Origin of the sequence: Jeotgalibacillus sp. JSM ZJ347, assembly GCF_044383825.1 — a bacterium.
In the GTDB taxonomy this organism is placed as follows: domain Bacteria; phylum Bacillota; class Bacilli; order Bacillales; family Jeotgalibacillaceae; genus Jeotgalibacillus.
On the sequence record NZ_JBISEN010000002.1, the window covers coordinates 155,282 to 179,115 of the forward strand.

The window sequence follows — 23,834 nt, forward strand, 5'->3', positions numbered from 1 at the left end:
GCATATGACAACCTTTTATGCTCACCGAGGGGCAAGCACGATGTGTCCTGAAAACACAATGGCCGCTTTCAGACAGGCGCTGCGTGAAAAAGCAGACGGAATCGAAATCGATGTACAGCTTTCAAAAGACGGAGAAGCCGTTGTCATCCATGATGAAACCATAGATCGCACGACCAATGGAACAGGTGCAGTCAAAGATATGACCGTCCTCGAGCTCAAACAGCTTGACGCAGGCAGCTGGTACAATCAGGCGTGTGAAGATGAAAAGATTCCGCTTTTAGAAGAGGTGCTGAAATGGATCGCGGGAACAGACCTCAAGCTGAATATTGAGCTGAAAACCGACCACGAGCCGTATCCGGGAATTGAGCAGGTTGTCATTGATGCAATCAAACGCCACGACCTAAGGGAGAGAGTTGTTCTCTCCTCCTTTAACCTCGACACACTAAGACGCGTGCGTGATATCAGTCAATCTGTTTCGATCGCAGTGCTCGTATGGGACAACGTCGACGGCATCGTCAAATGCGCACGCCACCTCGGTGCAGACGCCATCCACGCGCGACCGGGCTTCATGCACACAGCAGAATCCCTCCGCGCAGAAGCAGCCGGGCTGCCGATCAGACTCTACACTGTGAATGCGCCTGAAGATTTGAAGGGTATTGCACCGGGGTTTGTGGATGCGGTGTTTACGGATTCGCCGGCGAGGTTGCGGGAGGCGCTTGGTGTTGAGGATGTGCGTGTACATGTTGGGGACGGAGGTTAAATTGTCATGAAGTGTGCACATGGGGGACAGGCTTGAGTCTCGGGTTTTATTGGGTGACTCCAGTGTGCCACCCGCTGCCCGGCGGAACCCCTGCTGCCGGGCAGCATGAAAAAAGCGGCTGGTGATGTGCGCCAGCCGCTTTTTTGCGTTAAGATGGTATATGTCAAATTACCTAAAGTGGCGAAGGTAGGCTGCTAAGCGTCGAACAGCTTGGGTTTTCCGTCGAACATGACTTATGATACGTCGAACACCATATGTTTTTCCTCGAACATTACGCAACATTTCATGAAACAGTCAAATGACTTTTCTGGTTCAGCCCATATCTCCCTGTTCTGTTCCCCACACATGCATCGCTTCCAGTACAGGTTTAAGCGTCAGACCCTTTTCAGAGACAGAATACTCTACTTTTGGGGGCATCTCATTGTACTGCTTGCGAACGATCAGTCCATCCTGTTCAAGCTCTTTCAGCTGCTGGCTGAGCATTTTGTGGGTGATCCCTGGAAGCAGTCTGCGCAGCTCGTTATAACGCTGAGTACCATCAAAGGTGACATGCCAGAGGATCACAAGTTTCCATTTCCCGCCGACTTTATTTAACGTATAGTCAATTGAACATTTAAGTTTTCCATTATCATCAACGTGAATCTCTTCGGTCACGCCTAATCCCTCCATTACTACCTTTTTGGGTAGTATCTTCCCAAAAAGTGCACTCTGTTGTGTAGAAGAATACCCTTTTATAATAGGGGTGTCAAACCATTACAGGAGGTAGATTTAAATGACAACTTATCCAAGAAACTTTTCTCATATCGGACTTTCCGTTCCGGATTTAGATGCAGCAGTGAAATTTTATACTGAGGTGTTTGGCTGGTATACGATGATGGAACCATCCCCTGTTTATAACGATGATACAGCAATTGGACAGATGTGCCGTGACGTATTTGGTGATGATTGGGAGGAGTTTCGCATTGCTCACCTTTCAACTGGTGACAAAATCGGCATTGAACTATTTGAATTCCCGCAAAATGAGCAGCCTGATAACAATTTTGAGTATTGGAAAACAGGAATTTTCCACTTCTGTGTGCAAGATCCTGACATTGAAGGGCTTGTAGAGAACATTATTGCGCACGGCGGAAAGCAGCGTATGCCAATCCGCGAATATTATCCGGATGATAAGCCGTTTAAAATGGTGTATGTTGAAGATCCATTTGGCAATATTTTTGAGATATATACCCACAGCTATGAGATGACTTATTCGGCGGGCGCTTATTAAATCGTAAGAGGCTATACGAAAAGCGGCTGGCATGAGCACCAGCCGCTTTTTGCATATAGTCGGATAGGTCAAATTACACTATTCTCCGAAGGTTGCTGGTTTAGTTGCGAACAGCGAGCGTTATTCTCTGAACACCAGCTGTCATTCTTTGAACATCGAACAATATTCCACGAACCTCGGCCAACCTCTGTCCCGGCCGTGTACATTTCATGACAACTTAACCTCCGTCCCCATAATGCACATGCACGCTCAATTCAATAAACCTTATCCCCATTAAAAATTGAATTCTTCACTACAACATAATCCACATGCTTAATGGACTCAAGCGTTGTGCCGCCTGCATATGAGATCGAAGACTGCAGGTCCTGTTCCATTTCAGTCAGCGTGTCCTGCAGAGACCCTTTATGCTCAACGAACATTTTCTTGCCTTCAACGTTTTTCTTTTCGCCTTTTTGGAATTCTGAGGCTGAACCGAAGTATTCTTTGACGCGCTTGCCATCTACTTCTGTTGTTTCGCCAGGTGATTCCTCGTGACCGGCAAATAGTGAGCCGATCATGACCATTGATGCGCCGAAGCGGACTGATTTTGCGATGTCGCCGTGTGTACGGATCCCGCCGTCAGCGATGATTGGTTTACTTGCTGCTTTTGCACACCAGCGAAGTGCTGCGAGCTGCCAGCCGCCTGTACCAAAGCCTGTTTTGATTTTTGTGATGCACACTTTACCAGGGCCGATTCCTACCTTTGTTGCGTCAGCACCCGCGTTTTCAAGCTCTCTGACTGCTTCGGGTGTACCGACGTTTCCTGCAATCACGAAGCTTTCAGGTAAGTGCTTTTTGATATGCTGAATCATTTCGATGACTGCGTTGGAATGACCGTGTGCGATATCAATTGTGATGTAGTCCGGCACGAGATTAGCAGAAGCCAGCTCTTCAATGAAGCCGTATTCTTCTTCCTTTACGCCGACGCTGATTGATGTAATCAGGCCTTTTGACTGCATTTTTTTGATAAAAGCAATTCGCGTTTCCGGTTCGAAGCGGTGCATGATATAGAAGTAACCGTTTTCAGCTAAATGAGTTGCGATTTTTTCATCAATAATCGTCTGCATGTTGGCAGGTACGACCGGCAGCTTGAATGTATGCTTACCAAACTTGACTGATGTATCACATTCTGAACGACTGTTAACGACACATTTTGCGGGAATTAATTGAATATCCTCATAATCAAATACATTATCCATATGAAACACTCCTAAAAGCGAATATTTTAATTGTTATATTTAATAATTGTTCGTACATTTAGTAATTTACAGTGTTTAGCAGGAGTTGTCAATCTGGAGTTTGGGGACGGAGTTGGCACTACGAGGTCAGACCTCGTAGTGCCAACTCCGTCCCCAAAAGAGCTTATTCGAAAAGGTCATTCCCCACTCATCATTTTCATGGGTCCATTTAAGTTGATTTTTACGACAAGTTGAGCCATCTGTTCAGGTGGCAGGCTTCTTCCGGTGGTAAGCCAGTGCTGCAACATGCCAACAATCGCACTTGTGACATAGGCCATAATATAGTCAGCATGAAGGGTTGCAGGGTCTTCATGAGAATGGCTGAGTCTCTCCATGTTTTTTTGAATGAGCCCTTTTAGCCGTTGATGAAATGACGGGTCTACCGTGTTGACCAGCAGCATATGAAATAACTCGGCTTCCTGATCAAGATAATGAAAAAGTTCTGTTGCAAATAATTTCAATTTATCTGGTTTATCTTTTAAAACATTTATCTGCTCTGTCATTCGGGTTGTGACAATCAGCCATAAATGGTCAAGCAGCTCCTGCTGTATTTTTTCAAGCAGATCAAATTTATCCGTATAGTGAAGATAAAAAGTGCCCCGGTTAATTTCCGCTTCATTGCAAATATCACTGACGCTGATCCGCGCGAATGTTTTCTCATCTACAAGTCTCAGAAGGGCATGTCTGATGGCTTTTTTGGTTTTTTTGACACGTAAGTCCTGTTTCACGGTTTCCCCTCCTTGATAATCAACAACCGGTCTGCAACTGTTCATTAATCAACAGTTCCTTAAAAAGTAACCATTGTATTATCTGTTCAATTTAATATGATTATAATCAACATAGTGTTGAATAAACAATGGTTTGTCTGATGAAAAGGAGCGATAAAAATGGATTCTATCAGGGTCTCGACCTTATCAAAATCTTTTGGGGAGACTAAAGTATTAAAAGATATTTCCTTCTCAATTGGTAAGGGGGAAATTATTGGTCTCATCGGTCCGTCTGGGTCAGGGAAAACGACTGTTGTAAAAACCATCATTGGTATGGAGAAAGCAGATCAGGGAGAAGTGCTTGTTCAGGGGCAGCGTATGCCGGATCGTTTAACATTAAATCAGGTTGGATATATGGCGCAGTCTGACGCGCTTTACATGGAGTTGAGCGCTTTGCAGCAGCTGAATTTCTTTTCGAAACTATATGGTGTTCCTAAAAATAGAAGAAAACAGCGCATCAGTGAATGTATGCGTCTTGTTGATTTAGAAAGTGATTTATCTAAAAAAGTAATGAATTACTCCGGTGGGATGAAACGGCGCTTGTCCTTGGCTTTAGCGCTTTTACATGAGCCTGAGATTCTGGTACTGGATGAACCGACAGTCGGAATCGATCCGAGACTGAGAAAGCAGATATGGGAGAAGCTTCAGGTTTTGAAGCAGCAGGGAGGGTCTATCCTGGTGACGACGCATGTAATGGATGAAGCAGAGAAATGTGATAGGCTTGTGCTTTTACTAGAGGGCTCTGTGCTCGCTGCTGGAACCCCTCAGGAGCTGAAAGAGCAATTTAATACAGGTTCAATTGAAGATATCTTTTTGCTTAAGAAAGCAGGTGAAAAAGAATGAGGATGCTGGCTGTAGCTGAACGGATTATTCAGCAGATTTTTAAAGATCGCAGAACGCTTGCTTTAATGTTAGTCGCTCCATTATTCATTCTGACGCTTGTCTTTTTCTTATTCCAGACTGATCAGGATAGTGTTGCACGAATTGGTGAAGCCGGATTAACTGATCACATGATTGAACAGCTTGAAGAAGCGGATGTTGAGCTGGTTTCGGTTCAACAGGAAGGGTCTGTCAGTGATCTTTTACTAAAAGAAGAGCTTGATGCATACCTCACATTTCAGGACGATCTGCTTAAAGTGACTTATAATGCAAGTTCCACAACAGCAATTGGAGGCGTCAAAGCCCGGGTCGCGGGACTTCGCCAGCAGCATTTTGCTATGCAGGTGGAAGAAGTGATGATGACGGCGGCTGAAAAAGGACTGGTTCAGCCGGATGACGCGCCATCGTTATTGAATGTAGAGGAGGTATATGAATTTGGGTCAGACGAAACAACGTTCTTTGATACAATCAGTCCATTTTTAATCGGATTCTTTGTCTTCTTTTTTGTGTTTCTGATCTCTGGGATTTCGCTTTTACGTGAAAGGACAACAGGTACGCTTGACCGCTTGCTCGCAACGCCTGTAAAACGTTCTGATATTGTATTTGGCTACCTGATTGGTTATGGCATTTTTGCGATCATTCAGACCGTCATTGTTGTTTTTTACAGCACATACATTCTTGATATTCAGATTGCAGGAAGTATCTGGTACGTACTATTGATTAACTGTCTAATTGCTTTTGTGGCGCTGGCATTTGGGCTTTTACTCTCCACTTTTGCCAATTCTGAACTCCAGATGGTGCAGTTCATTCCAATTGTTGTGATCCCACAGATTTTTTTCGCAGGGCTTTTACCTGTGGATTCACTGCAGGAATGGCTTCAGGTCATTGCGAAAATTATGCCGCTTTATTATGGAGGGGATGCATTGAAAGCGGTGATGATCTTTGGACAGGGAATAGGTGATATTTATATAGATTTGCTGATTTTACTTGGGCTTGCGATTGTCCTGACGGTGGTGAATATAGCCGCTTTGAAAAAGTATAGAAAAATATAGTTTTTAAGACGAGTGTATTTGCTAGGTTAAGGTGGCAGATACGCTTTTTTTCGAATGGGGGACGGGGTTGGGGGGGGGGCCGGGGAGGGGGGCCTTGGGCACCACCGCCCCCCCCCAAAAAAAACCCAAAAGTCAGTGGGAATTTGTTTTATGTGGTTGTTTGGTTGTTTAGGGTGGATTAAAGGTTTTTTTTCGATTGGGGGAGTTTGTGGGAAAAACTAATTCGGACTTCTTAGCCCCAACTCCGTCCCCAACAAAAATCCACCCTTTTAGAGGTGGATAATGGGTTATGCTCTCTGTTTTCTAGTCATAACATCAAAGATAACTGCCAGTGCTAATACGCCTCCGCGAATCATGTATTGAGAAGCGATGCCAACACCTAACAGGTTCATACCGTTTACAAGGGTGGCCATTACGACTGCTCCGATGACAGCGCCTGTCACTTTACCGACACCGCCAGCTGCTGATACACCACCGACAAAGGCTGCAGCGATTGCATCAAGCTCGAATAATGTGCCGGCTGTTGTCGTTGCTGATTGCAGTCTTGAAGTAAATAAAATTCCAGAGAGTGCAGACAGCATACCCATTGAACCGAATACGATAAATGTGATTTTACTCACGTTAATCCCTGACAGATGGGCCGCTTCAGGGTTGCTGCCGACCGCATAGATATGACGGCCAAGTACTGTTTTTGTCGTGATAAAGTGATAGACAATTAATACGATTAAAATAATAATCATTGTCCATGAGAATCCATTATACCCTGCAAGAATCCACGTGATGTAACCGATCAGTGCAGAGACAAGGGTAAGCTGAATGATGAAAAGCGGCTTAGAGACAACATCGAAATTATATTTGATTTTGTTATTCCGGTTCTTGATTGTAGAGTAGATATAGTAAAGAATAAACACTGCTCCGATTAAAAGTGAGAGAAGGTGGAGCCCGCCAACTTCTGCAACTGAAGGGATATAACCGTTTCCGATCGCATTAAACGTGTCATTATCCACGTTAATGGTTCCGGATTTTTCAGTTGCCTGTAATAACGCTCCGCGGTAAATCAGCCAGCCGGCCAGTGTTGCCACGAAAGCAGGGATCCCTACTTTAGCAACAAGGAACCCTGTGATTGAACCTGCGAACATACCGAGCACCAGAATAATTGGAATCACCAGAAAGACAGGTAAATTATATTGAACTAATAAAATAGCAGCAATTGCGCCGAGGAATCCGGCAAGAAATCCGATTGATAAGTCAATGTGTCTGATGACAATAACAAGCATGACACCGACTGCGAGGACGGCGATATAGCCTGAGGAATCAATCAGGTTGCTGATGTTTCTAGACGACATGAATAAGCCGTCTGTCAGAATTGTAAAGATCAGCATAATGACAAGCAGTGCAATATACATACCGTAATCGCGGATATTATGCTTTAATAATCCTTTTGCTTCTTTAAATAGATTCATCGTTTTTCACTCCTATAGCGTGGCAAGTCCCATAATTTTTTCCTGGGTTGCTTCTTCTGAAGACAGTTCACCTTTAATTTCACCTTTTGCCATGACGTACACACGGTCGCTCATCCCGAGTACTTCCCCGAGCTCAGAAGAAATCATAATAATGCTCATACCGCTTTCAATCAGCTTGTTCATCACGGTGTAAATCTCAAGCTTGGCACCTACATCAATTCCTCTGGTTGGCTCATCAAGAATCAGCAGTTTCGGTCCAACAAAAAGCCATTTTCCGATTGATACTTTTTGCTGATTCCCGCCACTTAAATTACCGACCTTTTGTTCAATGGACGGTGTTTTAATGCCAAGCGATTTCCTGTATTCTTCAGCTGTCTTAATTTCTTCATTGTCATTAACAACACCATAATCTGACAGGTTTTTTAAATTCGAGATCGATATATTGTTTTTAATATCCTGAAGTAAAAACAGCCCGTCTCCTTTACGGTCTTCAGTTACATAAGCAATACCGGAATTGATGGCGTCACTCGTATGCTTAAACTGGATCTGATTTCCGTCGACTAACAGGTCCCCGGAAAGTTTGTATTTTTTTGAGTTACCAAAAATACTTAAAGCAAGCTCTGTTCTTCCAGCACCCATCAGGCCGGAAACACCGACAATTTCTCCGTAGTTGACATGAATGTTTACATTTTCTGCAACATTTCTTCCGAGTTTTGGATCATAGGCAGTCCAGTTCTTAAGTTCAAGCAGTCTATCAGGAGAAACAGGGTGATTTCTTTTAGGATATATATCTTCAATTTCACGGCCAACCATATTTTTGATAATGGCAGCCTCTGTTATTTCGCCTTTTGATGCATCAAGTGTACAGATGGTCTGCCCATCCCGGAGGACGGTCGCTTTATCTGCAATTGAGATTACTTCATTCAGCTTATGAGATATCATAATTGAAGTAATTCCCTGTTTTTTCAATTCTCTTAATAAATTCAGTAAGTTGGCACTGTCTTTGTCATTTAGCGCTGCTGTAGGCTCATCAAGGATTAGCAGTTTTACCTTCTTACTCAGTGCTTTTGCAATTTCAACTAGCTGCTGTTTTCCAACACCGATTTCTTTGATAAGTGTTTCGGGATTAATATGAAGGTTTACTTTATTCAGTAATTCCTTAGAGCGGACAACTGCTTCATTCCAGTCGAGCACGCCTTTTCGCTGCAGTTCATTACCGATAAAAATATTTTCGTAGATAGAGAGGTCAGGGAACAGGGCGAGTTCCTGATAGATAATGACGATCCCGCGGTCAACGCTGTCGCTGATTTTGTTAAACTGCTGAACCTGACCATCAAAATAGATATCGCCTGAGTATTCACCGTATGGGTATACGCCGCTCAGTACCTTCATCAGCGTGGATTTTCCGGCGCCGTTTTCACCTACAAGACAGTGGATTTCCCCTTTATCAACTTTAAAGTTAACGTTAGAGAGGGCTTTTACACCTGTGAATTCTTTGGATATTCCTCTCATTTCCAGAATTGGTTCGCTCATTTTCATGCCTCCTAAGCACCTGGCTTGAATGTAAAACATAGAGTAATCGTGACAGGGGAGGTAAGCCGGCACGATTACTCTGATGGTCACGTTATTCTAATCCTTCAAACTCACTTGCTTCATAGTAGCCTGAGTCGATTAGTTCTGCTTGAACATTTTCCTGGTCAACCACGATCACGTCTGTTTGTTTTGCATCTACTTCAATGCTGTTGTTATCATAAGTAGCTGTTGTTTCCGGTGTATTGCCGTCAAGTACGTCTACTGCCATACCCATTGCATCTTCAACAAGTGTACGTACGTCTTTGAATACTGTCATAGACTGTTTACCGTCAATGATATACTGGATCGATGCTTTTTCAGCATCTTGCCCTGTAATTGTATAATCTGTAATGGCTCCGTCAGAAGCAAATACGTCTGCGATTGAACGTGCAGTTCCGTCATTTGGTGCAAGAATTGAAACGTCACCTTTCATATCAGCGCCTGCAGATGTTAAGTGTGTTTCAGCTTTGTTTTTAGCTTCGCTTGGATCCCAGTTTGTTGTTACCTGGCCAAGAATGCTTCCAAGCTCGTCACGGCTTAATTCTGTCTTATCTTTTAAAGCTTCAGCTTCACTTGAGTTAGCGATCACGAATGTACCGTCTGCAATTTTTGGCTGCAGTACGTTCCATGCACCTTCAAAGAATAGGAATGCATTATTGTCTGATGCAGCGCCTGCATATAGGTAAAGAGGAATGCCTGAACCTTCAGCCTGGTCGATTAAATACTGCCCCTGTGCTTCACCAACAGCCACGCTGTCAAAAGTGACATAGTAGTCTACCGCTTCTGTATCTGTAATCAGACGGTCATACGAGATGACTGTGATGCCTTCATCCTGAGCTGCTTCAACAGCAGATCCTGCGGCTGTACCGTCGTGTGGAGCGATGATCAGTACATCCATGCCTTTACTGATCAATGTCTCAACATTTTCTTTTTCTTTAGCTGAAGAACCCTGACTGAATAAAATTTCAGTGGTATAATCAGAGTCTGATAGTGCATCCTTGAATCTTGTTTCATCCTGAACCCATCTCGGTTCGTCCTTCGTTGGTAATACGATGCCTACGTCAAGGCCGCTTCCATCGCCTGAACCCCCATCACTTCCACATCCTGCAAGACCAAATGTTAAGACTGCAGCTGAAAGTAAACCCAGTGCTTTTGATTTTTTCCCCATTGTTGTAAGACCCCTTTCAAAATGTTTGTTCATTACATGGTAAATATAGCATCGGGAAAAGAATTGAAAACGCTTTCTTATAGCAGTAAATTATCATCATGCTGTATTTTTTTAATATTTAGATAAATTTATATGAAAAAACTGCAGCCCATTCAGGCCGCAGTTTTTTAATCTGACTCATTGATAGATGTCTTTTTCCTCGTGAAAACCGTCTGCAATGACTGTTTCTTTGATGTTCGTCAGGTTTACAGGAACCGGGGGGAGGAGGATAGATGGGACATTGATTTTCCCGTTATTAATCGTACGATCTTCCTGAATCTCCTCACCCATTGCTAGCTTGATCGCGAGTTCAACAGCACGTTCGGACAAGTCGTCAATGCTTTTATACATCGTCAGGTTTTGGGTTCCCTCAACGATCCGCTTTACACCTGCAAGGTCTGCATCTTGTCCGGCGACGGGGACGCTGCCTGCAAGGTTGTGTGCAGCAAGTGCTTCTATTGCAGCTCCTGCAGTTGCATCGTTTCCAGCAATAACTGCATCAACTTGCTGGTTGTTCACCTCAAGCGCTGTTTTCATATTGGTTTTTGCCACTTCAGGTACCCAGTCTTTTGTCCACTGATTGAATACGACAGTGATATCACCCCTATCAATGTATGGCTTAAGCACTTTAAAGACTCCCTGCTTCATCAGGTGAGCGTTGTAATCAGTATCCGCTCCACCCAGGTAGACGTAATTCCCTTTTGGTACTAGCGCCGTCATCGCAGTTGCCTGCAGGATACCAATCTTTTCGTTATCATAGGATAAATATAAGTCCACTTCCGCGTTTCTAACAAGGCGGTCATAAGATAACACTTTGATCCCCGCATCATGGGCTCTTTCTACAATCGCTGCCATTGATTCTGCGTTGTGTGGGACGACAACCAGTACGTCAATCCCTTCACTGATCATCTTTTCTGTCTGCCAGACCTGCTTGACGTCATCTCCATTTGCCACAGTGACTTCTACTTTAACTCCAGCTTTCTCTGCAGCCTCTACAAAAAGATTGCGGTCCTTAAACCAGCGGTCTTCCTGAAGTGTATCCATTGAGAACCCGATTTTGATATCCTCAATTCTTTTTAATTCAGTCTCAGGCGGCGGTGTTACCTCTTTGATCTTTTCATCAGGTGTACAGGCGATCAGCAGAATGATCATCACCCAGCCCGATAACAGCAGGAATCGTTTATTCATGTACATACAGTCCTTTTCTGAAAGGTGATCACTTGACTGTTTTACTCCGGTAGGCAGTAGGAGAGAGATGATAGGCTTTTTTGAAGACCTTGCTGAAGTAATTCGGATCATGATAGCCGATTTCAATCGCAATTTCCTTCATGCTCTTCTCAGAATCTCTCATTAATTTTTTTGCTTTTTCCAGACGGCATTCAGTCAGAAAGCTGATATAGTTGATGCCGAGCTTTTCTTTGAATAGCTTACTGACGTAGATCGGACTTAAACCGGCTTCTTTACTAATGATCTCAAGTGATAGATTTTCATGGGCATGTTCAATAATATAGTGTTTGATCTGTTCGATCATATCGCCGTCAGTGTTTTTGGTGTGTGCCTGATGAGCATATTTCATCCGGTCAATCATATAGCTGGTTTCAGCTCTCAGCTGTTTATAGCTGTTGACCTGAATAGAATATACAGGCATATCAACTTCAATCCCCATATCAGAAAGAATGGAAGAGATCAGCCAAAGAATTTCCGCTATATGTTTCTGTGTCTTAATCATATCTCTGTTTTCCCGTTCATACTGATCTATACTTTCATTCACTTCTCCTGTTAAAAGAGGCCACTGCTCCTGACGCAGAAGTTTATCAAACTTCTGCTCATACGCTTTATAAGACTGAGAGTAGAAATCGAGCGTTAATGTCGGCATATCTGAATAAAACTGATATTTAACAGGTTGATGATAATTTCTTGTGGCAATCAGTGACTCCTGATAAGACTGTTTGATCCGATCGATCGGTTCGTAAACATCACCGATTCCAACAAACCATGTATCCTGCTCAGGTTTTCTAAGTGAGAGAATACGTTTTGCCATCGTTATGGCCTGATGACGGAACGACTCCCCTCTGTTCCGGAAAACAATGATCGGTACCTGTCTCCCGTTCATCGCTCCTGTCCAGCCGCTGCCGGTACTTCTTACCACTTCTTTTACTTTAGAGTAAGAACCTTTAGCTTCTTCAGGAATCAGCAGGTTCATGACAAACTTATTCCGTGTAATCGGAATGTGGAGCAGGTCGACAAGCTGATTCAAGTGAACTTCATGGACATGATCGAACAGCAGTTGTGTCACTACATCTGTCTCAAAGACGGCCATCGCTTTTTCAATCGTACTTTGATAGCGCTTACTTTCTTCTGAAGATTTTTTCTCAACACGGATTTTATCCAGTGCGTCTTCAACGATCTTCACGATTTCACTTACTTTGCTCGGCTTTACAATATAGTCGTGCACCCCGAGCTTCATCGCCTGCTGTGCATATTCGAATTTCGCAAAAGCAGTTACGAGAATAAATGTCGTATCCGGATGGGCCTGACGAAGCTGCTCAATCGCTTTAAGTCCTGAAATACCGGGCATTTGTATATCCATAAAAATGAGATCCGGCTTCAGCTGCTCACACATGTCAATCGCAATCCGGCCGTTGCGTGCCTGACTGATCTCGAGCTCAAAATGCCTGTTTAAAATCGTCTCTAGACCGTCGCGTTCCATCTGCTCGTCATCCACTATGAGGACTTTGATCATACGTCATACCGCTCCTTTCTTTTAAGATATATAGGGATATTTTTGTGCCGTGTCCGACTTTACTCTGAATATCTACAACCTTATCGCTCGCGTTAAAAAGCTTCAGGCGCTGAACTACATTTTTAAAACCGATACCGGTCCCTTTTTCACTGGTGACTGCGCGCGCATCCTTCAGCATCTCTATTTTTTCAGCAGTCATGCCAGGACCGTTGTCTTCAATTTCTACAACAACATGGTTCAGTGCGTGTCTGACCCGGAACAGGATGGTGCCCCCGTCTTCGCTCGGTTCAACGGCATGAATAATTGCATTTTCTACAATCGGCTGCAGGGTCATGCCAGGGATTTGAATATCGAGACATGTTTCATCAATATCAGCGATAAATGTCAGACGGTCCGTATATCTTGCTTTTTGAATCTGAATATACTGCTTTAGTACATGAATCTCTTCATGAAGGGCCGTAGGTTTATCCATGTGTCTCAGGTTATAGCGCATCAAATCAGCAATGCTGACTAACAGATCACTTGTTTCTTCTGACCCTTCAATATAAGCTTTTTTAGATAATGTGTTCAGCGTATTAAATAAAAAATGAGGATTAATCTGGCTTTGCAGGCTGAGCAGCTGACTTTCTTTCAGTAAATACTTACTTTCCTGCAGTTCAGCTTCAAGTCTTGCTTTTTGTTTCGTCTCAATAAAAAGGTTATTGATGTTAATCCGCATCTGTTCAAACGTTCCTGCTAAAATCGCTGTTTCATCCTTTGAATCTGCTTCAATTTCTTTATCAAACTGCCCTTTAGACAGCCGCTTCGCTGATTCCGTCAGTTTTTCAAGCGGCTTGGTAATCCTGAGGGAGAACCAGTAAGTAAAAAATAACAGCATCAGAATAATCGTAATTAGCAGCCATACGCCAAGCTCTGTCAGTTTTTCAGAACGGTCAATCATTTCCCGGTAGAAGATATCATACGTACGCAGTTCTTTATCAATCACAGAAAGTCTCATTTCTGATACATAATCCGCAATATGAATTGCTTCGTTCAAAGCAGATTTTGCTGTTTCAATTTCTCCTGAGATTTGAAAGTTCACTGAGCGCTCTGTCATTTCCACGAGACTGACTGTCAGGTTCGTATAATTCGTCAGTTCTGATTCGTTATCTGTATTTCTGAATGCAGTTACCTCGTCGTATAATTGACGCATACGATTTTTCCGCCGCTCAATTGTCCGGTAATTCGCGTCAGACGGATCAAGCAGATAAGCATTCAGCGAAGTGACCGTTTCTTGACTAACCATATTCAGTTCATTCATTACCAGATAGCGTTCTAGAATCTGATTATACTGATCCTGCATTTTTTGATTATAGTAAGTAAGTGAAATCCAGATAATCACCATAATGATCAGCACAACGATTGCCAGCAGCCATATTTTCTTCTGTAAATGTCTCATCGGTCTTTTAAATCCTTTATAATCCTGACCTCAGTAAAATAACCTTCGATATCGAGCGGCTGGCTTTCTTTTTGAAGCCAATCTGCCATCAGCTCTACGCTTAACTGTCCCATGTCTTCAGGAGCCTGCTCTACTACACCATCAATCTTCCCGCTCTCAAGCAATGCATAGGCACCGCGTTCTTCATCAAATGTGTATATGTAGTAAGGTTCTATCTTTCTTCTGGTCTCAATTTCTTTGACCAGCTCTTCAGTGAAAGATGCATTAACTGCCAGAAATGATGTGGCCTGCGGAAAGTGATTCAGCAGATCATTCACAGTCGATAAACCTTGCTCGCGGTCACCAATCTTGGCTTCGATCATCTCAATGTCAGGATAAGCAGCCAGAACATGCTTCACCCCGTCAAGCCGCTGACGCTGAAAATACTCGGGTTCACTATCCATCATCAGTATCACTTCACCAGTCGTACCCATATCATTGAGTAATTCCCGTGCCAGCAATTCGCCGGCTTCGAACTGGTCTGATCCTATATACGTTTTACGAAGGCTTTCTTCTTTCGGCACATCGTGGGCAACTGTGAGCACCGGAATACCGTATGAAGCCGCTTTCAATTTTGTCAGCTCTTTAAATTTTTCGTTATCGAGTCCCTGCACGATAATGCCATCAACCTTTGAGTAAATGGCGATTTCAACCTTCCTTAGAAAATCCTCTGTATTACTGCCATAAATACCGCTGACATCAAGGTCGACGTTAAATTCACCGGCTTTTTTCTCAGCACCGGCCGTCACATCCCGCCAGAAAGGATGATCGGTTTCATTTGTAATCAACACAATACGCGGCACATCTTCATCCTGTTCATCTCTATCAGGCAGGTCCCAGTCTGTATAAAAAACAGCTGCAGCAGCCTGAAAAGTAAAGTAGAACAGAAATAGACCAACAGCCGACACCATAAGAATCAAAAGCTTTCTCATACCAGGAAAGCATCTCCTTTTAGAATGAATTAATATTCAGTAAATTATAACAAAAGGAGGGAGGGGCGTATATCTCTGATTTTTTATAAAAAAATGGATAAAAGACTTAAAGAATTGTGAAACTTGTCATGAATAATCAAAAAGGTTAGAGAGTTGTTAAAAGGAGATCTACTATTAGGAATTGGGGACGTGCTCAAGCCCCCTTTTCAAAGCACCCTTCACATAAAAATGCAGCTTCATTTCTTAAATAAGCTTTAATTTCAGTGAACCCCTTTCTTTTTGGATAACGCAACTTTGCATACACCTGCTCATCTCCCTCGATTTCCTTCCCGCAGCTCATACATTTAGGTGGATCAAATAACATCTGGAAACCCTCCTGTTCTTTCCGTTTTTTGTAAGGTAAAATAAGTGTAGCTGAAAAGAAGGTTACTGACAATTCGTTTGGGAACAGGAAGGGAGAAATGGAGATGCTTAAGCAAATTGGACAAATAGGGGTACCGGTTAAAGATGTAAAGCGGGCAGCAGCTTTTTACCGGGATACTTTGGGGATGCAGCAGTTATTTGAGACTGAAAACATGTCATTTTTTGAGTGTGAAAGTGTGCGGCTGATGCTGACACTGCCTGAAAATGATTCGTTTGATCACCCGGGGTCTGTACTTTATTTCAACGTGATTGATATTGAAGAAACGTATCAGCAATTAGAGGATAAAGGTGTGGCGTTTCTGGATCAGCCGCATGTGGTTGCGAAGATGGATGAGACTGAGACATGGATGACTTTTTTCAAGGATACTGAAGGTAATACGCATGCTTTGATGAGTGAGGTGAAAGCTTGAAGAAATTGAACCGCCAGCAAATGATCATTGTTATTTTATCAATTGCAGTGGTCATACTTGCCGTGAGAGAAATCGAAGACCTGACTCAAACACCTGATAACAGTCTCGCTCTCTATCAGGAAATCGCTTTTGCGAACGATCTTGAAGCAGTTGGGTCATTGATGCTTGAAGGCTATGAAGAGAACTTTGACGCGGAGGCTGTGGAATATATGATGCGAGCGGACCGTATCGCACACGGGATCGGTCAGTTTACGCTGGTTGAATTCCATGATAGAACCTATATGATCGAAGCTTCTCCGGGAACCCAACAGTTACATATTTTGAATATCGAAGAGTTTCCTGAAGAAGTCAGGGTATATTTTCAGGAGGTTAATGAATAGTTTTTATGCCCGTACATAATCAGCCACTAAATGTACGGGCAATCACATTAAAACTTATAAGCTTCTCCATCTTCAGGCACGTGAAGCTGCGCTTCAAACCCTTTTTCCTCAGCAAAAGTCTTGAGCTCATCACGTGACAGGTCCCAGTGGTTGACTGCTTCCATATGAACCGCCACAATCATTGCTTTCGGTGCAGCATTGACTGTTTTATAGACATCTTCTTTTCCCATCACGAGCGAACCGCCCTCAAGGAATTGGTTGTCCCCGGCATTGACGACGATCACATCTGGCTGATGGCTCATAATTTCCTGATCAACGCCTTCATACCAGACCGTGTCCCCAGCTACATAAAGCGTTTTTTCACTTGAATGTATAAAAACGACGCCTGAAACATGCCCAAGCATTTTAAGGATTTCCCCTCTTCCATGTTCTCCGACCGTTTTGATCAGCTTGACGCCTTCAAATTCAGTTTGTTCAGTCAGTATTTCAAGATTTTCAAAACCATCCGCTTTCACTTTCTCTAAATCTTCTTCATTCTGAACAAACACCTTCAAATCTTTAGGCAATGCATGCTTAGCGGCTTCATCATAATGATCAAGGTGCAGGTGCGTTAAAATCACTGCATCAACGTCCTGGACAATGTCATCTAACAAAATCGGCAGTTCCACGAGCGGGTTATTCTGGTCCTGTCTTGCCGCGTTTTGAAATGGAGGATAAGCTCCTTTTTCTCCTAAAAAAGGATCGACAAGAAATTTTTTGCCTGCATAGTGCACAATCAGTGTTGCGTTGCGGATTAATTGTATTTCCATGGCGTATCATCTCCTGTATGACCAAATGTCTTTATTTACTTTTATCCTGAGACACAATTGTTCATGCTCACCGGTGCTGGTCGATCAAAATTGGATTGCCATCGGGATCTTCCAGTGTCATACTCGCAGGTCCTGAGCCGCTTTCATCTGCTTCACTTGTTAATTGAATACCAGCTGATTTAAGATGCTTTTGCAGATCACGTATATCTGTAAATGAATCCAGATTCTCTGCATTCTGATCCCAACCTGGGTTGAACGTTAACAGGTTCTTCTCGAACATCCCCTGAAACAAACCGATCACAGTTTGTCCATTTTTTAAAATCAGCCAGTTCTGTTCAATGTCGCCGCCCAACGCCTGAAAACCCAGTTTTTCATAAAACTCTTTTGACGCGTGAATATCTTTTACAGCCAAACTCATAGAAAATGCACCTAATTGCATATAATCGCCCCCATCTTAAATGATTTTGTGTTCTATACTATAAAGGTTTCGACAACAGGCGTTGGAAGTCCTTTCGTAATCAGGCTAATCATTGTCCAAATACAAATTGTAAATATATTCCCCTCTTGACACTTCTGAAAAGCCCTTATACAATACGTGTAACCGGTTACATAAAAACTCTTTTCAAGTAACCGGTTTTCTAAAACCAAACGTGTAACCGATTACATAAATTCGGGGTGTGGTGAAATGGCAACGATTAAACAGGTAGCTCAGCATGCGGGTGTATCAGTCGCAACGGTTTCAAGAGTGCTGAATGATAAAGGATATGTGCATGAAGATACGCGGAAGGCAGTGCTGAAAGCGATCGAGGAACTTCAATATAATCCGAACAGTGTGGCGAGGAGCCTTTTTAAGAAATCCTCGAACACCATTGGTCTTTTAATTCCTGACATCACAAACCCCTTTTTCCCTCAGCTGGTCAGAGCGGTTGAAGATGTGATGTATCCAAAAGGGTATACGACGATCCTTTTTAACAGTGATGAGAATATCCAGCATGAGCTTGATTATCTAAAAGGCATGACATCGAAGTATATTGATGGTGTCATTGTCGTTTCTAACACGCTGAAGTGGGAGCACCTGGAGTCACTTACCGTGCCAGTCATCGCACTTGACCGTCATATAGATGACAGAATTGCCTCTGTCACCATTGATAACTATGAAAGCAGTTTTAAAGCACTTGAATTTCTGGTTGAAAGGGGCTGCCGGAAGATTGCGCATTTAGCCGGTCCATCCCACGTTTTTACTTCAAGTGAAAGATTAAGAGCATACAAGGATTTCACACAGAAACGTGGTCTTGAAGAAATGATTCAGGAAGGTTCCTATGAGCTTCAGAGCGGGATGCTGAACACGATGCAGCTGCTGACAAAGCACCAGCAGGTCGATGCGATTTTTGCAGGGAATGATGTGATGGCAATCGGTGCACTGAAAGCGGCTGCCAAGCTTGGAATCGAAGTACCTAAAGAACTTTCAGTGATGGGCTTTGACGGTGTGGAATGGGGTACAGCGGTTACGCCGGAACTCAGCACCATGCAGCAGCCGATCTACCAGATTGGGAAGAAAGCAGCTGAGATGTTGCTCCAACGACTTGAAAATCCGGGATTGGTACCCGAGCATATTAGACTGAATGCAGAACTAACAGTCAGACAGTCAACGAAATAAGGAGTGATCACATGATTACAGTAGCAGGCAGTTTGAATATAGATCTTGTGACAGAAGCTGAGCGTTTTCCGCTTCCTGGAGAGACCATTTTAGGTACCGGTTTCTCCACTGTGTTTGGTGGAAAAGGCGCGAATCAGGCCGTTGCGGCAGCAAGGCTTGGTGGACAGGTGAAGATGACTGGGAAGGTTGGAAATGACCTTTACGGAGAAAGTTATCTTGAGTATTTAAAGAAAGAACGTGTTGATGTATCAAATGTGAAACCGGTTACACATTTACCTACAGGCACTGCATCGATTGTGGTGGCAGAGCAGGATAACCAGATTATTGTGGTGGCCGGGGCAAATGGAGATGTAGATGGAGACTTTATAAAAGAAGAAATGACCGGTTCAGAAAAAGGTGTTCTGCTGGTTCAGCTCGAGATTCCGGATGAAGCGGTTGAAGCAGCGATGAAGACGGCGAAAGAAAATGGCAGCATCGTGATTTTGAATCCGGCACCATTCAAACCGCTGCCTGCAGCATGGTGGGAGCTTGCAGACTATATCACACCAAATGAACACGAGGCAGCTGCCCTTAAGAAGGAAAGTAACTTTCATGAAGCATACAGAGAAAAGTTAATTGTCACGCGAGGCAGTGAAGGCGCAAGCTTTTTTGAAAACGGTGAAGAAGTGATGGTACCGGCACCAAAAGTAACGCCGGTTGATACAACAGGAGCTGGCGACACATTTAACGGAGCGCTTGCAGCATTTCTGGATCAGGGGCTTTCACTTAGGCAGGCTGTTGAAAAGGCAGTAAAGGCAGCGAGTATGTCAATTGCAGCGCTTGGTGCACAAAGTGCGATGCCAACACTCGAGCAGCTTGAAGGAGGCACGGATCATGCGGAAAAGTAACTTTTTAAACAGTGAGATTACGAAAGTGCTGGCTGATCTTGGTCATACAGATACAGTCGTCATTGCTGACTGTGGTCTTCCAATCCCGGATCACGTGAAAAGGATTGACCTGTCTCTCACACTTGGAATCCCAGATATCGAAACGGTTTTAAAAGCGGTCAGCAATGAGATGGAAGTTGAGTCGGTAACGATTGCTGAAGAGGCAGACGCTCAAAATCAATCATTTAGCCATTTAGTAAATGAACAATTCAAGTCAATAGAAAAAGTATCACACGAAGAATTCAAACAGCAGACCGCTTCAGCAAAAGCAGTCATCAGGACAGGAGAACATACGCCATACGCAAACATTATCTTGCACGCGGGGGTGATCTTTTGAGTAAGCCAATCATTGAAATGTCGGATATTCACAAATCCTTTGGGCCGGTTGAGGTGCTGACCGGTGTCTCGTTTGACCTGAAGCCTGGTGAAATTCACGCGCTGATGGGTGAAAACGGGGCAGGAAAATCAACATTGATGAAAATTCTCACAGGTATTCACCCGAAAGATAAGGGAGAAATCATTTACAAAGGAAAGAAAACAGCTTTTAAAAATCCAAAAGAAGCTGAAAAAGCGGGCGTCAGCGTGATTCATCAGGAGCTGAATATTATTCCTGAGCTGACCGTTGCAGAAAACTTCTTTTTAGGAAAAGAAAAAACGGCCGGTAAGACAGGTGTTTTGAGAAACAAAGAAATGAATGAAGAAGCAAAAGCGTGGCTGATGGAGCTTGGGATCAAGCTAGATCCTAAGAAATCGGCTGCTGAATGTTCAGTTGGTCAGCAGCAGATGATCGAGATTGCAAGGGCTGTATCTGCTGACAGTGAAGTCCTGATTATGGACGAACCCACAGCTGCGCTAACAAAAAAAGAAATTGATGTCCTGTTCAATGTGATGAATGGTCTCAGAAAGAAAAACGTCGCAATTGTGTACATTTCTCACCGGATGGAAGAGATCTTCAGTATGTGCGACCGGATTACTGTACTGAGAGATGGCGCTTCTGTTGGCACCAGAGTCATTAAAGAAACGAACTTTCAGGAAGTTGTCAAGATGATGGTTGGACGCGAGCTTGGTGAACAGTTTCCTGAAAGAAAGGTGACACCGGGTAAAGTGCGGCTGACGGTTGAAAACCTGACGTCATCCACCGGAGTCAAATCGGCATCATTTGATTTGAAAGAAGGAGAAATCCTTGGCGTTGCCGGACTCATGGGTGCCGGAAGAACAGAACTGATGAGAGCGCTGTTTGGTGCTGATAAAAGCTCAGGGCTCATTCAGATTGAAGGAAAAACGCTGAGTAAGCCGACGCCCAAAAAGTCAATCCGTGCCGGAATGGCATTTGTCACAGAAGACCGTAAAGGTGAGGGGCTGATTTTGAATCAGACAGTCAGAGAGAACCTGTCAACTGCTCAGTTCAACAATATTTCCAAATGGAGCCTGATGAACGCAAAGAAAGAACAGACTTCAGCTGTTGAACTGATTGAACGGCTCCGAATCAAAACTTCAGGGCCGGAGCAGGAAGCGAAGTCGCTCAGTGGAGGTAATCAGCAGAAGATCGTCATCGGCAAATGGCTTGCGACGAACCCTTCCGTACTGATTCTTGATGAACCGACAAGAGGTGTGGATGTCGGGGCGAAAAAAGAGATCTATCAGATTATGAATGATCTGACTGCAAAAGGTGTGTCTATCATTATGGTGTCATCAGAGCTTCCTGAAATCCTTGGTATGTCAGACCGGATCCTCGTGATGCATGAGGGGAAAGTGACCGCCATCATGAACCGGGCTGATGCGGATCAGGAAAAAATTATGACAGCAGCAACAGGAGGAGAGTAAATTGAAAAACTCAGGTATTATCCAAAAAATCGGTCCTTTCCTTGGATTGTTACTGATCGTTGTCGTGCTATCCATTTTAAGCCCGAACTTCCTTGATCTTAACAATATCCTGAATATTTTAAGACAGGTATCGATTAACGCACTAATCGCATTTGGCATGACGTTTGTTATTTTAACCGGTGGAATTGACCTGTCAGTCGGCTCGATGCTTGCGCTTGGTGCAGCACTCACTGCGGGTGCAATGACGTCAGGTTTTGATCCGATTCTGGCTATTTTAATCGGTTTACTGATCGGTGCAGCAATGGGTGCCTTTAACGGAATCATTATTACAAAAGGTAAGGTTGCGCCGTTTATTGCAACACTCGCAACAATGACGATCTACCGCGGGCTGACGCTTGTGTATACAGAAGGCCGTCCTGTGACGGGACTTTCAGATGCATTCTCTTTCCAGATGATTGGTAAAGGATATGTCTTCGGGATTCCATTCCCGGTTATTACGATGTTTTTAGCGTTTGGTGCTCTATGGTTCATCCTGAAGAAAACAACATTCGGCCGCGGTGTGTACTCAGTCGGCGGTAACGAAGAAGCTTCAAGGCTTGCAGGGTTAAATGTAGATCGCATCAAAATCGGTGTCTATACGCTGACAGGTGTGCTGAGCGTGCTGGCAGGAATTATCCTCACATCACGTCTGAACTCAGCGCAGCCGACAGCCGGTACTGCATATGAACTGGATGCGATTGCTGCTGTTGTATTAGGCGGAACTAGCCTGACTGGAGGCCGCGGGTGGATTGTCGGTACGTTAATCGGTGCTTTGATCATTGGTGTCCTGAATAACGGACTCAATCTAATGAATGTATCTTCTTTTTACCAACAAGTTGTAAAAGGCGGCGTGATTCTGCTGGCGGTACTGCTGGACCGGAAAAAAGCTGCTTAATTATAAAAACTATTTTAAAAGGAGTGTTTGAAAATGAAGAAAAGATTATTTCTAACGTTGATGCTGATGATGTCACTGGTTTTGGCTGCATGTTCTCTGGACTCTCCAGGTTCTGAAAGTGAAGGTTCAGGAAGCGATGAAGGTGGCAGTGAAGGAGCAGGCACAATCGGATTTTCGATTTCAACTTTAAACAACCCGTTCTTTGTGACATTGGCAGAAGGTGCTGAAGCCCAGGCTGAAGAAGCTGGTATGGAGATTACAGTGGTAGATGCACAGGACGATCCGGCAAAACAGGCGAGTGATATCGAAGACCTGATTCAGCAGGGAGTAGACATCATTCTTGTGAACCCGACTGATTCTGCAGCAGTAGCAACAGCGATTGAATCAGCAAACAATGCTGATATTCCGGTCATTACAGTAGACAGAAGTGCTGAAGGCGGAGAAGTTGTGACACACATCGCCTCTGATAACGTTGAAGGCGGACGTCTTGCAGGGAACTTTATTATTGAAGAGCTTGGCGGATCAGGTAACGTTGTAGAGCTTGAAGGAATTTCAGGATCTTCAGCAGCACGTGAGCGTGGAGAAGGTTTCAACGAAGTAATTGGTGAAAGTGATATTGAAATTGTTGCGAACCAGACAGCAAACTTTGACCGTGCAGAAGGACTTTCTGTTATGGAAAATATTATTCAGAGCGGTGCGGAATTTGACGCAGTATTTGCCCACAATGACGAAATGGCACTTGGTGCTGTAGAAGCACTTGAAGCAGCAGGCATGTCTGATGTGATGGTTGTCGGCTTTGATGCGACAAATGATGCAGTAGCTGCAGTAGAAGAAGGAACAATGGCAGCAACAGTTGCACAGAAGCCGAACGAAATCGGAATCAGCGCGATTGATACAGCACAGGCTGTTCTTAATGGTGAAACGGTAGAGGAATTTGTACCGGTTGAGCTTGAGCTTGTGACACAGTAAAGATTTGACCCCTTACATTCGTTTGGATGTAAGGGGGTTTTTGATACTGAAGACTGAGATTAGTGTTTTCTAAAAGTGATTCTTCTGTGTATAGGGGCAGGACTTA

At 43.8% G+C, this 23,834-nt stretch carries 25 protein-coding genes; 12 read left to right on the forward strand and 13 right to left on the reverse strand.

The window, feature by feature from the left end; all coding sequences use genetic code 11:
• The first annotated feature begins 4 nt into the window (after positions 1-4).
• Positions 5-760: a glycerophosphodiester phosphodiesterase gene (locus ACH6CZ_RS06645; protein WP_374096644.1), complete on the forward strand. Its 756-nt coding sequence runs from the start codon at positions 5-7 to the stop codon at positions 758-760.
• 312 nt (positions 761-1,072) lie between these two features.
• Here the strand turns inward: ACH6CZ_RS06645 and ACH6CZ_RS06650 are convergent, their stop codons facing one another.
• On the reverse strand, positions 1,073-1,414 hold the full coding sequence (locus tag ACH6CZ_RS06650) for a winged helix-turn-helix transcriptional regulator (protein WP_374096645.1): 342 nt from the start codon (positions 1,412-1,414) through the stop codon (positions 1,073-1,075).
• 118 nt (positions 1,415-1,532) lie between these two features.
• On the opposite strand from ACH6CZ_RS06650, the gene ACH6CZ_RS06655 reads away from it, so the two are divergent.
• Complete coding sequence (locus ACH6CZ_RS06655) at positions 1,533-2,027, forward strand: lactoylglutathione lyase family protein (protein WP_374096646.1); 495 nt, start codon at positions 1,533-1,535, stop codon at positions 2,025-2,027.
• A 254-nt stretch (positions 2,028-2,281) separates the two neighbouring features.
• On the opposite strand, the gene guaC is transcribed toward ACH6CZ_RS06655, so the two are convergent.
• Positions 2,282-3,265, reverse strand: a complete 984-nt coding sequence (guaC, locus tag ACH6CZ_RS06660; RefSeq protein WP_374096647.1) for a GMP reductase — start codon at positions 3,263-3,265, stop codon at positions 2,282-2,284.
• Positions 3,266-3,441: 176 nt separating this feature from the next.
• Complete coding sequence (locus ACH6CZ_RS06665; RefSeq protein WP_374096648.1) at positions 3,442-4,032, reverse strand: TetR/AcrR family transcriptional regulator; 591 nt, start codon at positions 4,030-4,032, stop codon at positions 3,442-3,444.
• A 159-nt stretch (positions 4,033-4,191) separates the two neighbouring features.
• Here ACH6CZ_RS06665 and ACH6CZ_RS06670 point away from each other — a divergent pair, with 159 nt between their 5' ends.
• A complete protein-coding gene (locus ACH6CZ_RS06670) occupies positions 4,192-4,914 on the forward strand; it encodes an ABC transporter ATP-binding protein (protein WP_374096649.1) in 723 nt (240 codons plus the stop codon).
• Positions 4,911-6,002 carry an ABC transporter permease gene (locus ACH6CZ_RS06675; RefSeq protein ID WP_374096650.1) on the forward strand — a complete coding sequence of 364 codons (1,092 nt, stop codon included), beginning with the start codon at positions 4,911-4,913 and terminating at the stop codon, positions 6,000-6,002. Before ACH6CZ_RS06670 ends, ACH6CZ_RS06675 begins: the two co-directional genes overlap by 4 nt.
• A 287-nt stretch (positions 6,003-6,289) precedes the next feature.
• On the opposite strand, the gene ACH6CZ_RS06680 is transcribed toward ACH6CZ_RS06675, so the two are convergent.
• The 8 genes from ACH6CZ_RS06680 to ACH6CZ_RS06715 all read right to left on the reverse strand — a co-directional run bounded on the left by ACH6CZ_RS06680 (position 6,290) and on the right by ACH6CZ_RS06715 (position 15,760).
• On the reverse strand, positions 6,290-7,465 hold the full coding sequence (locus ACH6CZ_RS06680; RefSeq protein WP_374096651.1) for a sugar ABC transporter permease: 1,176 nt from the start codon (positions 7,463-7,465) through the stop codon (positions 6,290-6,292).
• Between the two features lie 12 nt (positions 7,466-7,477).
• A complete protein-coding gene (locus ACH6CZ_RS06685) occupies positions 7,478-8,998 on the reverse strand; it encodes an ATP-binding cassette domain-containing protein (RefSeq protein WP_374096652.1) in 1,521 nt (506 codons plus the stop codon).
• 91 nt (positions 8,999-9,089) lie between these two features.
• Positions 9,090-10,205, reverse strand: a complete 1,116-nt coding sequence (locus ACH6CZ_RS06690) for a sugar ABC transporter substrate-binding protein (protein ID WP_374096653.1) — start codon at positions 10,203-10,205, stop codon at positions 9,090-9,092.
• A 177-nt stretch (positions 10,206-10,382) separates the two neighbouring features.
• Positions 10,383-11,432 (reverse strand): sugar ABC transporter substrate-binding protein, encoded by a 1,050-nt coding sequence (locus ACH6CZ_RS06695; RefSeq protein ID WP_374096654.1) that lies wholly within the window; start codon positions 11,430-11,432, stop codon positions 10,383-10,385.
• Between the two features lie 28 nt (positions 11,433-11,460).
• On the reverse strand, positions 11,461-12,987 hold the full coding sequence (locus ACH6CZ_RS06700) for a response regulator (RefSeq protein ID WP_374096655.1): 1,527 nt from the start codon (positions 12,985-12,987) through the stop codon (positions 11,461-11,463).
• A complete protein-coding gene (locus ACH6CZ_RS06705) occupies positions 12,962-14,425 on the reverse strand; it encodes a sensor histidine kinase (RefSeq protein ID WP_374096656.1) in 1,464 nt (487 codons plus the stop codon). Before ACH6CZ_RS06705 ends, ACH6CZ_RS06700 begins: the two co-directional genes overlap by 26 nt.
• Complete coding sequence (locus ACH6CZ_RS06710; protein WP_374096657.1) at positions 14,422-15,396, reverse strand: substrate-binding domain-containing protein; 975 nt, start codon at positions 15,394-15,396, stop codon at positions 14,422-14,424. The genes ACH6CZ_RS06705 and ACH6CZ_RS06710 overlap by 4 nt, the downstream gene beginning before the upstream one ends.
• A gap of 193 nt (positions 15,397-15,589) precedes the next feature.
• The gene (locus ACH6CZ_RS06715) at positions 15,590-15,760 is read right to left on the reverse strand and encodes a Fe3+ hydroxamate ABC transporter substrate-binding protein (RefSeq protein ID WP_374096658.1); all 171 of its coding nucleotides are present in this window, start codon (positions 15,758-15,760) and stop codon (positions 15,590-15,592) included.
• Positions 15,761-15,863: 103 nt separating this feature from the next.
• Between ACH6CZ_RS06715 and ACH6CZ_RS06720 the strand changes: the two genes are divergently transcribed.
• A complete protein-coding gene (locus ACH6CZ_RS06720) occupies positions 15,864-16,229 on the forward strand; it encodes a VOC family protein (protein ID WP_374096659.1) in 366 nt (121 codons plus the stop codon).
• Complete coding sequence (locus tag ACH6CZ_RS06725; RefSeq protein ID WP_374096660.1) at positions 16,226-16,609, forward strand: hypothetical protein; 384 nt, start codon at positions 16,226-16,228, stop codon at positions 16,607-16,609. Before ACH6CZ_RS06720 ends, ACH6CZ_RS06725 begins: the two co-directional genes overlap by 4 nt.
• A 47-nt stretch (positions 16,610-16,656) precedes the next feature.
• Here ACH6CZ_RS06725 and ACH6CZ_RS06730 read toward each other — a convergent pair whose 3' ends face one another.
• Positions 16,657-17,418, reverse strand: a complete 762-nt coding sequence (locus ACH6CZ_RS06730) for an MBL fold metallo-hydrolase (RefSeq protein ID WP_374096661.1) — start codon at positions 17,416-17,418, stop codon at positions 16,657-16,659.
• A gap of 67 nt (positions 17,419-17,485) precedes the next feature.
• On the reverse strand, positions 17,486-17,857 hold the full coding sequence (locus ACH6CZ_RS06735; protein ID WP_374096662.1) for a VOC family protein: 372 nt from the start codon (positions 17,855-17,857) through the stop codon (positions 17,486-17,488).
• A 246-nt stretch (positions 17,858-18,103) separates the two neighbouring features.
• Here ACH6CZ_RS06735 and ACH6CZ_RS06740 point away from each other — a divergent pair, with 246 nt between their 5' ends.
• Genes ACH6CZ_RS06740 through rbsB form a run of 6 tightly spaced genes read left to right on the forward strand, consistent with a single transcriptional unit; the run spans position 18,104 to position 23,728 of the window.
• Positions 18,104-19,075, forward strand: a complete 972-nt coding sequence (locus ACH6CZ_RS06740; RefSeq protein ID WP_374096663.1) for a LacI family DNA-binding transcriptional regulator — start codon at positions 18,104-18,106, stop codon at positions 19,073-19,075.
• An 11-nt stretch (positions 19,076-19,086) separates the two neighbouring features.
• Positions 19,087-19,962 (forward strand): ribokinase, encoded by an 876-nt coding sequence (rbsK, locus tag ACH6CZ_RS06745; RefSeq protein ID WP_374096664.1) that lies wholly within the window; start codon positions 19,087-19,089, stop codon positions 19,960-19,962.
• On the forward strand, positions 19,949-20,338 hold the full coding sequence (gene rbsD / locus ACH6CZ_RS06750) for a D-ribose pyranase (protein ID WP_374096665.1): 390 nt from the start codon (positions 19,949-19,951) through the stop codon (positions 20,336-20,338). Before rbsK ends, rbsD begins: the two co-directional genes overlap by 14 nt.
• A 17-nt stretch (positions 20,339-20,355) precedes the next feature.
• Complete coding sequence (locus tag ACH6CZ_RS06755) at positions 20,356-21,825, forward strand: sugar ABC transporter ATP-binding protein (protein ID WP_374097441.1); 1,470 nt, start codon at positions 20,356-20,358, stop codon at positions 21,823-21,825.
• A gap of 1 nt (position 21,826) precedes the next feature.
• Positions 21,827-22,759 (forward strand): ABC transporter permease subunit, encoded by a 933-nt coding sequence (locus ACH6CZ_RS06760; RefSeq protein ID WP_374096666.1) that lies wholly within the window; start codon positions 21,827-21,829, stop codon positions 22,757-22,759.
• 33 nt (positions 22,760-22,792) lie between these two features.
• Entirely contained in the window at positions 22,793-23,728 is a 936-nt protein-coding gene (rbsB, locus tag ACH6CZ_RS06765) for a ribose ABC transporter substrate-binding protein RbsB (protein WP_374096667.1), read from the forward strand.
• The last annotated feature ends 106 nt before the right edge of the window (positions 23,729-23,834 follow it).